13 protein-coding genes are annotated in these 11,230 nt (G+C 40.3%); 8 read left to right on the forward strand and 5 right to left on the reverse strand.

Going from position 1 to position 11,230, the window contains the following annotated elements:
• Together U868_RS24590 and U868_RS0113280 are read right to left on the reverse strand one after the other, a co-directional pair.
• A partial coding sequence (locus U868_RS24590; RefSeq protein WP_071997715.1) for a helix-turn-helix transcriptional regulator occupies window positions 1–169 on the reverse strand: 169 nt, incomplete at its 3' end.
• Between the two features lie 96 nt (window positions 170–265).
• Window positions 266–853, reverse strand: a complete 588-nt coding sequence (locus tag U868_RS0113280) for an inovirus Gp2 family protein (protein WP_025153720.1) — start codon at window positions 851–853, stop codon at window positions 266–268.
• Between the two features lie 432 nt (window positions 854–1,285).
• On the opposite strand from U868_RS0113280, the gene U868_RS0113285 reads away from it, so the two are divergent.
• The 8 genes from U868_RS0113285 (at window position 1,286) to U868_RS0113320 (ending at window position 7,900) form a co-directional block, all read left to right on the forward strand.
• Window positions 1,286–2,209 carry a hypothetical protein gene (locus U868_RS0113285; RefSeq protein ID WP_025153721.1) on the forward strand — a complete coding sequence of 308 codons (924 nt, stop codon included), beginning with the start codon at window positions 1,286–1,288 and terminating at the stop codon, window positions 2,207–2,209.
• A gap of 49 nt (window positions 2,210–2,258) precedes the next feature.
• Complete coding sequence (locus U868_RS0113290) at window positions 2,259–3,122, forward strand: GTPase family protein (RefSeq protein WP_025153722.1); 864 nt, start codon at window positions 2,259–2,261, stop codon at window positions 3,120–3,122.
• A gap of 92 nt (window positions 3,123–3,214) precedes the next feature.
• Entirely contained in the window at window positions 3,215–3,640 is a 426-nt protein-coding gene (locus tag U868_RS0113295; RefSeq protein ID WP_025153723.1) for an antirestriction protein, read from the forward strand.
• Window positions 3,641–3,654: 14 nt separating this feature from the next.
• Window positions 3,655–4,491, forward strand: a complete 837-nt coding sequence (locus U868_RS0113300; protein WP_025153724.1) for a DUF932 domain-containing protein — start codon at window positions 3,655–3,657, stop codon at window positions 4,489–4,491.
• Window positions 4,492–4,702: 211 nt separating this feature from the next.
• Entirely contained in the window at window positions 4,703–5,386 is a 684-nt protein-coding gene (locus U868_RS0113305) for a DeoR family transcriptional regulator (RefSeq protein WP_025153725.1), read from the forward strand.
• A gap of 303 nt (window positions 5,387–5,689) precedes the next feature.
• On the forward strand, window positions 5,690–6,223 hold the full coding sequence (locus U868_RS0113310) for a hypothetical protein (RefSeq protein ID WP_025153726.1): 534 nt from the start codon (window positions 5,690–5,692) through the stop codon (window positions 6,221–6,223).
• 95 nt (window positions 6,224–6,318) lie between these two features.
• A complete protein-coding gene (locus U868_RS0113315) occupies window positions 6,319–6,765 on the forward strand; it encodes a hypothetical protein (RefSeq protein ID WP_025153727.1) in 447 nt (148 codons plus the stop codon).
• A 193-nt stretch (window positions 6,766–6,958) separates the two neighbouring features.
• Window positions 6,959–7,900, forward strand: coding sequence for a hypothetical protein (locus U868_RS0113320; RefSeq protein ID WP_025153728.1), 942 nt, complete (start codon window positions 6,959–6,961; stop codon window positions 7,898–7,900).
• Window positions 7,901–8,495: 595 nt separating this feature from the next.
• Here U868_RS0113320 and U868_RS0113330 read toward each other — a convergent pair.
• The 3 genes from U868_RS0113330 to U868_RS0113350 all read right to left on the reverse strand — a co-directional run.
• Window positions 8,496–8,786 (reverse strand): hypothetical protein, encoded by a 291-nt coding sequence (locus U868_RS0113330; RefSeq protein WP_025153730.1) that lies wholly within the window; start codon window positions 8,784–8,786, stop codon window positions 8,496–8,498.
• Entirely contained in the window at window positions 8,783–9,910 is a 1,128-nt protein-coding gene (locus U868_RS0113335) for a DUF4238 domain-containing protein (RefSeq protein ID WP_025153731.1), read from the reverse strand. The genes U868_RS0113330 and U868_RS0113335 overlap by 4 nt, the downstream gene beginning before the upstream one ends.
• Window positions 9,911–10,950: 1,040 nt before the next feature.
• Window positions 10,951–11,230, reverse strand: a 280-nt coding sequence (locus U868_RS0113350) for a hypothetical protein (protein ID WP_025153734.1), incomplete at its 5' end; no start/stop codon positions are given.

Genomic DNA, 11,230 nt, shown 5'->3' on the forward strand with positions numbered 1-11,230 from the left:
AATTTATTAAACCACTACAGCGAGAGCTTCGACCCAGCTTGATTGGTTTCGGAAACTCACCATCTTTGATCAGTTTATAGAACCATTTGTCAGATAATCCGGTTAAATGAGTAATGAATTTTATATCAACAAATTGGTCATCTAATAACGAAATAGATTGCGTAGGCATATTTAATCCTCTGTCTTTAAGTTTAAAGGCAGAAGGGATATCGAGAATGAAACAGGGATACCTCTTCTTCAAAAGATATCCCCTTGTTGTAAAAAACTACCGGCTACAGCCGAATGAACGTTCACCATCTCCGTAATGTTTGGTGTGGTGCTTTGCTAAATACAGACATCGTTCATTTAATGCTGAAATTTGATTCTCAATTTCAATTGAATTGGTATTTAACCAATATGTTGACTTTTCTGGAAAATGAACTAAATGACGATTGTCAGAGTGAGGAATGTTCATTGCACTACACCAAGCTTGTTGTATTAATAATCCTAAACAGACATCATCCTGATTGAAATTACCCAGCCCATTATAAATATCCTTATTGACCAACAATAAGATGTGATAGTGCTTTTTATTGTTTGTCTCTCCGATTTCTTTCACCCAAATATAATGAATTTCACTGAAGCAACGTCTTCCCCATAATTTAGATTTACGGGTTAAGTCTGCATGTATCTTTGCTTTTAAAGATTCAAAAAAGCGAGTGATGACTTTGGCATCCTCTGAGTGGGTTATTGATGATTTAGGGAAACGGAGATCTATTCTGATTGCAGTGATTCGTGAGTGACTAATTAATGACTTTCTGATGACAGAATTGATTTTCTGAACATATTCCTGATTGTATTGTTCAATAGGCATGTATTACCCCTTGGTGGATTTAATGACATACCTAATCTCATGGATGTAAAAAATAATTATTTATCGGGAATGATAGATAGGTGCATAGCCACCTATCCAGAAATAAGATTGATCAATTACTACTGATGAGCATAGTTAAGGTTTTTAGTGATTGATGGTGACAAGGTAACAACATTCTCTTCTCTATAAGTATATTACTACACCAACAAAATCTCGCTGATTTCTTGAGCCTAAAAACCGTATGACTATGGTATTTTTTCTATCAATTTTCGTTAAAACTCACTCTGATATTAAACATGCTATAATAGATGAAAATTGTTGTGGTCTGTATCACGCTCAGTATGGGAAATCTATAATATAATAGCACTAAAAATACTACGTAAAATTATGTGTTTTTTAATGCTTTAATCACTACGTTGTTAAGAGGGCTCTATGTTCTTTAAGACACCTGAAAATTATTTGGAACTTCGTCAACATTATCTCAAGGAATTTTTCTTTGATAAAAGTTCTATACTGGACAGTATATCGATGAATAAAATATTCATTGATACTTACAGTCTGAGAATGGCTGGAAGGAAACGCTCATTAATGGGAGTTTTTTATAAGGATCCAGAAGGTTTTAATGAGTTCAAAATCTCTGATAATGAATATATTAATATTGATGAACTAAAGTGGATAAAAAAAGGGCGTATATCGTGGATAGTTACAAATTTTTTATTCTTACATTATAGACATATCAGGAAGGTTAATAATTATCGCCCCATGAATTCATTAAATGAAAACTATTCGCCCGTGGATTGTTTTTATCATGAGGGTGAAGAGATAAAATATGATGAAATAGTTTTGTTAATTGATATTTTAACTATTTTTTCAGGAAAAGAAAAAATATGGAATATTCTTTGTGAAATAAAGAAAAAGGCACAAGAGTTGTTAAGACGCTATCAAGAACCATTTAAATTTATTAATGGATCAAATGAGCTAATTTGGTTGTTAAATAGATTTGATAAAAAAGGAATTCATTTTGAAGGAGATGTTAATCAACTTTGTAAAAATAGTGATAAAAAAATAGCTATTTCAAGATTTGATTGTTGGTCATTACTTACACCTGAATCAGAAGTGAAATTATTTCTATTAGAGACAAAAAAAGCAATATACCAAAAAAGATTTAGAGATAAAACAAAAGATAAAGAAGTATTAAATACTTATATCTCTAAACAGGCAAAGAGAAGACTAAAGTATTTGGCAAAAAAACACAAAGTAAATATAAATGAAGTATTGGAAATTTTCATTCTAGGTAACGATAACAGAACTCAAAGTGAGAAGTTAATAGAAGCACTAGAAAGCACAATGAAATAATTTTCAGATAGATATCATCATTGTGAACTGAATCAATTAAGGCACAATGATGAAGACATTAGAACCTCATTTATCCTTTCTACCGGAAAGGGTAAGAAATCATTTTTTATCTCAATTTAATGCACTGATCAAATACTCCCCCACCATCGGCCTGATGGGAAAAACCGGAGCCGGAAAATCCAGTCTGATTAACGCACTATTTCAATCGCCATTATCCCCTGTCAGCGATGTCTCTGGCTGCACACGACAAGCCCGGCACTTCACCATGTCTATGGGACGCCATGCGATGACGTTTGTTGATTTACCTGGTGTAGGTGAAAGCCTTGAGCGTGATAAAGAGTACCATCAGCTCTACCGTAACTTATTACCGCAATTGGATTTAATCATCTGGGTACTAAAAGCTGATGATAGAGCGTGGTCTTCCGATGAGCAATGTTATCGCTTTCTAACGGAGCTATGTGGCTACAAGCCATCACACTTCCTATTTGTCCTTAATCAGGCGGATAAGATAGAGCCTTGTCGCGAATGGAATGTTGAATATTGTCATCCATCTCCTCAGCAGGCCACGAATCTCCGACAAAAGCAAGCCGCTGTGGCGAATGCATTTAAACCCATTAATCCGGTTATCACCGTCTCTGCTACTGAGCGTTATCAGTTACCCCTGTTAGCGGAGTATTTGATAAGGGCATTACCCACACAGGCCAGTAGTGGAGTAGCCAGGCAACTGAACACGACTTACCGCACAACGGCGGTTGAAAACACCGCCCGTAATGATTTCGGACAATGTGTCAGTAAGCTGGTGGATTCACTGATGAATATCTTCCCGTTACCGATGGTGGTGAAAAATACCCTCAATACTGTCAAAAATACATTGGTTTCTGCCGCTAAGTCCCTGTGGAGCTGGTTCTTCTAGCCTGACGTACAATCCCCTCATTATCACTCAAAGCGTCAGTCCTTCATCGGGCTGGTGCTGTTTTGTTTTCTTTCTTTTCGGAGTTTAACCCTATGAATACTCAGACTGACTATACCGTTGCCATGCATGTGGTTGCTGACGAACATCGCCTTAATTTTTGGTTCAATTACTTCGGAAAAATTAAAGGCTGGGCCACCTTTGAAGTAGTGACCTTCACCACCATGGGACAGTTTTGTGAAGCTTATCACGGCGGATATTGGGAATATTGCACGTTGTCCAATGGTGGGGCGTTTATGTATCCGGGTATTTCAGAAGAGACACTAACCCTGTTCAATATGCATAACGGTAATGAAGCCCAGGTCAGCTGTGAAGCCGCCGGTATTGCCGTGTGCCTGATTTTATACAGCATTTGGTCATTTCAAACAGAAAGCGAAGTGATGTGCGACCGCTTTTATCAGCTTCGTGAGTATGCGCTACAACATTCTGAATCTGCTGCTATTTTCCATTTAATTGATTAATTCGGAGTTTTGCCATGAGTTTATTAGCCTCTCGTTTTGGCTCAGCCAACAGTATTCGTCGTGAGCGTCCACTCACTATCGAAGAATTATTCCGCACAGTGCCCAGTGTGTTTTCTGAAGAGAAACATGATTCTCGCAGTGAGCAATACACTTACATTCCGACAATAACGTTACTTGATAGCTTGCAAAAAGAAGGCTTTTACCCGTTCTTCGCCTGCCAGACTCGGGTACGTGATGTCAGTCGTCGAGAGCACACCAAACATATGTTACGCTTGCGTCGTCATGACCAAATTACAGGCGTGCAAGTTCCTGAAATTATTTTGCTGAATAGCCATGATGGCTCAAGCAGCTATCAGATGTTGCCGGGGCTATTTAGAGCGGTATGCGCCAACGGTTTGGTGTGTGGCGATATCGTAGGGGAAGTGCGGGTACCCCACAAAGGAGATGTGGTCGGTAAAGTGATTGAAGGGGCCTATGAGGTACTCGATACGTTTGAGCAGATCGCTGAAAAACGCGAAAGCATGCAGTCGTTATTGTTACCTTCACCAGCCCAGCAAGCCTTTGCTGAAGCGGCATTGACTTATCGTTTTGGCGAAGAACATCAGCCAGTGACAAGGGAACAAATTCTGCAATCGCGCCGTTTTGAGGATAAAAAAGAAGACCTCTGGACGGTGTACCAACGTTTGCAGGAAAATCTGATTAAAGGGGGATTATCAGGCCGCACCTCAAAAGGGAAACGGATCCGCACGCGTGCCGTCAATGGCATCGATGGCGATATCAAACTCAATAAAGCCTTATGGGTGATGGCGGACACGCTTTTTACCCAGTTATCTCCCTGTCAGCCAAACTAATTTCTCCTCTCTGACAGGTTGTGTCAGCGCGTTTCACTGGTTGATTATGACGGGTGGCTATATTCCCTGATTTATTAATACGTTATATCAGCGAGCTTATTGGCTGATTTCAAAATAAATTATCTCTCAACGGACATAACCTGTCACCCCCTTAAGTTAAACTCCGCATAACTTTTATTTTATTACACCTAGAGTTCAGGAAAGCCGCGCTATGCTTAAGGCACACCGAAAGTATGACCGGATGGCGGTCAGGCTGTCGTCATTAATTTCCCGTCTGATGGCAGGCGAAAGTCTGCCATTGTCAGCACTGGCTGAAGAGTTTGACGTTTCTTACCGGACTCTGCGGCGGGATTTACGGGAGCGGTTGGCATATCTGGATATTGAATGCCAGGATGGGGTTTACCGTTTGCATCCTGATACGCTGAAAGCCTACCGTGATAAGGACGTACTGACCTTTGTCCGGCAAACAGGAATGACACGCATCTTTCCGGGACTGGATAGTCGCTTGCTCGGATTGCTGTTATCACAGCGGCAGAATGCCCCCTGTATTATCTGGCATCATGCTCACCGGACATCTGCTGAACACTCAGATAATTTCTATCAGCTTATCTATGCAATTACCTGCCACCAGCAAGTAGTGTTACTCACCGCTGAACAACGGTTCAGCCCATTGCTACCTTATCAATTTATTTACCGCGAAGGCTTATGGTATCTGATTGCGGAATACAGCAGGCAGGTACAGGTCATTTTGCTGGATGAAATCCATCAGGTTCAGTTACTCCCTGTGTCCTTTAAGCCCCGGGATGATATTTTTCGCCTTTCCCATCAGAACAGCTTTATTGCTGCATTACCGCATTTTCGGTTGTTCAGCCAGTTGATGGTGCCACTGAGTTAATCACGACACAAAGGAGATTTTCATGAGCATTAATTTTATTTTGCGAACTAGTCATGATACCCAACAGCAGTGCCCAAACTGCGGCTCTTTGGATGACATCATTCCCTGGGGAAACGGTTGGATGTGTCGTGACTGTGGAAACGAATGGGATACCACACCTTCTGGTATTAACTCAGAAACACAGTAAAACATTTTATCAAAATGATTAATACGACTATTCGCCTCACCAGGGCAATACAACTTGTTATAGCAAATATATTTGCGAGTAACGGGAATATCATTAATAACCAATGGAGTATTTAAATGAAGAAAATAGTTGCTGCCGCCATATTGTTGCCGTGGCTGAGTTTAGTCCATCAGGCCGTTGCCGCAAATTCCTCATCCGAAGAAGCGATATGGAAAATTAAAGGTGACAACGGTAAAACGTTATCACAAATGTGTGGAGGTAAAAACAATACCTGCCGGATTGTCGGGCAAACCCGACACTATACGGCGGTATTAAATAACAAATCGACTTCCGGTTGCGCCTTTGGGGATCTTTATATCGTAGCGACAACGGAACAAATATGGCAACAACGTGATACTGGGACTTGTAGTCCTAATGCCTATATCCAGAAAGGCACAATTAGTAATGGGCAGTATTCAACGATTGATATTGTTGTCGGTGGAAATACCGTTATGCGCTACCCAATAGGCTACTGGTCAACACAAAAGGAATTTTCAGGTAAAAATAAACCACGATGGAAACCGAAAACCTATGGGCAAGGTGGACCATACAAGATGACAGAACAGGATGACCGAAAGTTTGATCCTACGCCTTTTGAACGGCAGTGGTAGTTTTATTTATTGTATTATTAAATGATTAAATAAAATACCTTGCTGATAATAAGTGAGGTATTCACCTTATCTTTTTTATTAAGGAATGTGATGATATGAAAAAGTTAGCGGTATTATTTTTACTTTTATTTTTATCGGAAGGCGCACACGCTATACCCAATGTGTGGTCTTCTTCCTTTGCCCAAGGTTTTACTGAATACGGCATAACGAATAATAACGGTTATAGCATTATCATCGCCTGCAACTCATTTGTTGAGCCTGATGACTATGCTGAGGCTATCGACCATGGTTTTCATGTCTATAAAAATGATAAGCCCATTGAAGGCAATATTGAGTTTCTGATTGATGGTTCATCCTTCTATGTGCCAGATGGTACTAAGTACCGATTTGCAGCAAATGCGTGGAATGACTTGATGACTGAGTTAGGGAAAGCGACAAAATTTGAAATCTATATTGATGGGAAGTCTGGTGGAGAATTCACACCCAGTGAAAAAAATATAGATAAAGAAATACCGGATGGGTTTTGCTGGGCGATGTTTTAGGTAGTTGTTGGCTTAACTGAGGCATGTTAGTTAAGATTCGAGCTGATACTTGTTTTAATCAAATTATCCGCTCGGTGCCAAAAGTGGACACTCACAATGTAACACAGCAAAATAATGAAGCTATTACAGGAATGATAGGTGTATATTGGTTTAAATTAATATGTCTAGGCATTAGAAACGGAAAAGCGAAGTTATGATTTCAGATGATAATAATTGCTATACGAGATTGTATAAGCGGAAGATTGAGAGTGAGTTTGGTACAGATTTCGTTAATTCACTAGGTGTTTCAGGTCGCATTTTCCCTCTTGTCTATATTTGCCTTAAGCACCGTCGAATCCCTCCTTTAAAGCGTAATGTTTTCGTTGCAAGTAACATTGAGAATGATTTGTTAAAAAATCATAGGTGGGCAATACTTAGATCTCGCATTGAGTCAGGGGCTGACATCAATAACTATATTAGTAAAAAAACACGCAACTGGCATGATTCTGATTACCTTCTTTATTCCTGTAACATATATCACATCCACTTGAGGTCTTCTATAAAAGGAGGGGTAGGTGATGATCTTGTATATGCAATTGTGAAAAATGAGTCGCTTTATGTTATTCATTATGGAAATCATCACGATATATTTAATCCAGGAGAGCTTATCGAAGCTTGCGAAAAGGAATGGCCAGGAATGCACTTTGCTTTAGAAACAGATAATGACCACTCTTCAACCTCGATAGATAATGAATTTTTCAAACAGAATGCATCTGATCCAAGGCTGGGATTTAATTTATTTAAGCCTGCTACTTTTACGGATAAAGTATCAGGTAAGAAAAAACACATATCTAATCATAAAAATACGGCAATAATTTCATATGACTGTGAAGACGGTGTTTGGAAACTGCCACTGAAATGTGTATTGGCATTCGACTATGAAGAAAAACTGATACACCAATGTATAAGGAAAATATATTCTTATTATGGAACACCACCCGACTCGTTGGAATTGGATTTAAAAAATAGAGTGTATAAATTTAAAGTACCAACATTTAAAGGTTATGGTGATTATGATACTTTGCAAAAAAATGCTCCTAGAGAAATTACTGCATCATTCCCATGTGATGAAGCAGAAGTTAATTGGCATTTATAGCTAAAGAAAAGCTCTAAAATCAAATTTATAGACTAACGTCTGCTTTTCGCTCAAAGCGGATCGTGAGCTTGCCTTAAAATTAATTCCCTCGCTTTAAAGCTCATACCAGTAATGTCTTCCCTCAACTCAACGAAATAGTGACCACTGCAGATCCGACATTACCGTTTTTCGGACCTCCGCAGAGAAGAAGAAGGGTTATTACAGAAATAACACAAAAAACGGCGGATTGTTGTAATTAGTGGATTATTGCGTATAAAGCTAAATTTAGGACTGACTGAGCCTTAAATGGCAAAAAAGAGGAATGGAAAACTTTTTTCAGTTTTTTTACCGAGCGGCCTTAAAGGCCGCATGCAAAACAGTAAATACCTGCATATAACCAAAGACATTAAGGAGAACAATATGTCTACATTCGTAACTGCAGTATTTGCTGTAATCTTTACCCTTATCGCCATCGGCCAGTTAATCTGGACGATTGTGGTCACTTATCGTGGCCTAACCTGGTTTTTGACTAATTTTGATGACCTTCCTCATATCTGGAAACGAAACTGGCGATTTCATAGACGTTTTATCCTCAGATGTATCTGGAAGCGTATTTTCAACCACTGATAACGTTATCCAGGGGCATTCCCAGCCCGGCCAACCAGCATAAACAGCACCAGGTGGAGAATACTATCCGGGTCTGGCCGGATTTCCACTTGCGGACGGTACGTTCGTCCACATTCAGCCGGTTGGCTAGTTGGATGTCAGTCAGGGGAATCAGCCCCCGGACGAAAGTGATTTCGCGTACTGTGGGGATCTGCCAGTCTTCTCCGCTGACCAGTGTGTACCCGTTGAATTTCCCGGTTTCAATCAGTTCCCGGATACGTAGCTCATTTTCTGGACTCATAATGAATACGGCTGCAGAGGCTGCCATCGTTCAGGGTCTGCCGGTGTATAGTAATATTGGTGATTATTTTCCTGCAGATCGAGGTATCTTTCAACGTCGCTGAGCTGATAAGCAGAATAGAAAGTGCTTGAATTTCCCACGTTGTACATATCGATGGTGCTCATGATATTGTCTATATAATCAAAAGAAACTTTGTAGAAATTTAAATGGCGATCGTCGCAACACTTCAGTAGTTCAGGCCGTGGAGAAAAAACGTCTATCCGGGGACAGAATGTTAATGGTGAACCAGTAATAAAACACAAAGTGAAATTATGAGACAATGGCAGATATATTCTGTTCTCTTCCGTGTACAAACAAAATATATTCGGGGCTATCGCAATGACGGGTCTGGGGTCGGTACTATCAAAAGCGTGGCCGGTATGTATTATTTCAATCACGCTTTTCCGACTGAATATTTTATTTCGAAAGACATTGATCATGTCATAAGGCGTGGGTTTATTGAGAATAGCCAGCAGGCTGAACAAAGTAAAAATCGCCCGACATTTATCCTCTCTGGATGAGGACGAGTTGGCTACGCGAAGTAATTTTTGATAAAAACTATCGTTCATCAGTGTGGGCTGGGTGCCAGGCAGTGACTGAATGCTTTTTATATATTCTTCAAAATGCATTTCAATGTCACGATGAAAGTGGTCAAGAAGATCCTGCTTGTAGGGATTCTTATTCTGGGGATTATGTAAATTTAAAAGTAGCTGCATTACTGCAAAGCTGGTCAGGGTCTCAAATGGGAAATCACCGGGCTTAGTCAGACGAAGTCGTGAAAAATTATGTTCGTGAATAATGTCGTTCACTACTGCGGCCGTCAGCCGCTCATAGACCCCTAGTTCGTCTTCGATGTCAAAGGCTTCCCCAGTTTTGGCATCGATGAGCCGAAAGAGATTTTTAGCGACCGCGACGCTGGAAATTGGAAGAGGCTGTTCATACAGGACGTTATCTCCGGAACGTGAAGGGTATACCGTATGGCACCAGACGCGATGCTTATCCTTCGGGTTAAGTGCTGTGTCGTCGCTGCGAAAGTTCCTGAGTACCCATTGAGAAAGTATGTGCTGATTTTTTGTAAATGCCACTTTTCACCTCATATAATCCAGGCGCATAGGGATGGGAGCCGGTCTTTAGAATTCGTCATCAAAATCATCATCCTGCCTACGAGTTTCGTGGGTTCAAGTGCCGTTCTGTGTCCCGACACCCTCATTTTCGAATCAATAAAATGCTTTTCAAAAACCCGGATAAGTGAATTATTCCTAGTTACCCTTATTTTTTGTCGGACATTATGTGCTTTCAAAATCCCGCCCTTGGCCATAATACAGCTCAGTGCCAGCCCGTAGGCTGAGCAGGAATTCAGAAGCACGGTTGTCAAATTCGACCAGTAGCGTTCAGATCCGTACTGCTTCTGTAGATAAATGAATCGCTCTCATTTCGGCAGCCAGCAATCCAAAGGTCCACTTCCTGGCATTCATCCGGAAATTTCATCACATCTTTACCACTACGCTGTTCTGGCATCAAACTGGCCGGAGTGTGGGTCAATGTCTTCCAGCTCACCATCTCTGCTTCGCCACAGCGTAACTGACCCTGGGATCGCAGCTTAGTAAAATGAGCTGACCATGACCCCGTTGATTAATACACGGTTATGTTGGTAATTCCTCTATAGACTCTGAGAGCAACTGCGAATTTCTGTTTTTTTCCCAAAACTAACTATCAGACTAGATTGTGGTTTATCCAATAATAAATTTCAGATTAAATTTGAACTAATCCATATCAAAGATGACCGTCATAACGGGCGGCCTATTTTTAATCTGACAGAGGATCCACTTGATTTTCTCTAATAAGATTACGCAACGCAGTACGTGCTGCAGCGGCCTCTGACATTCCGTTAAGATCTACGTTAGATTGCCCGCCTCTTATTCCAAACACTGTGACCATACCATCTTCACAGAAATATTCAGCCTCATACAGAAGACCATCTTTCTTTACTTGTATATATGACATAATTCCCTCACTTGTAAAAATTAGAATATAAAATCATTTATATTAGCCCCTAACAACCAATTCTAGGCTCGTTAGTGAAGATAGCTTCTAGTTACCAGAAAGAAGATAGGAGCATGGATTATTAATATCTCACATTCTCTAAAATTGATTTTAACAGCTCGATGGTTCTCCAGATGTCATCATGTGTATCACCATCCCAATCAGGAACAGTGGCCAACTCAACTTTGAGCTCTTTTATCAAGATATGTGCATCGGCAACTTCATCCTTTCGACACTTTGATGCGATACGAGATATCGCTCTCGAAGGGAGGTTTGAATAAGGAAAAAAAACTAGGTGCTCCGCTGCAATTAATTTTTGTAATTTACGCATATGGTCGGTATCCCGGTAATCCCCCCGAAAA

The sequence above is a fragment of the Morganella morganii H1r genome, from assembly GCF_000633515.1.
GTDB classification, from domain to species: domain Bacteria; phylum Pseudomonadota; class Gammaproteobacteria; order Enterobacterales; family Enterobacteriaceae; genus Morganella; species Morganella morganii_B.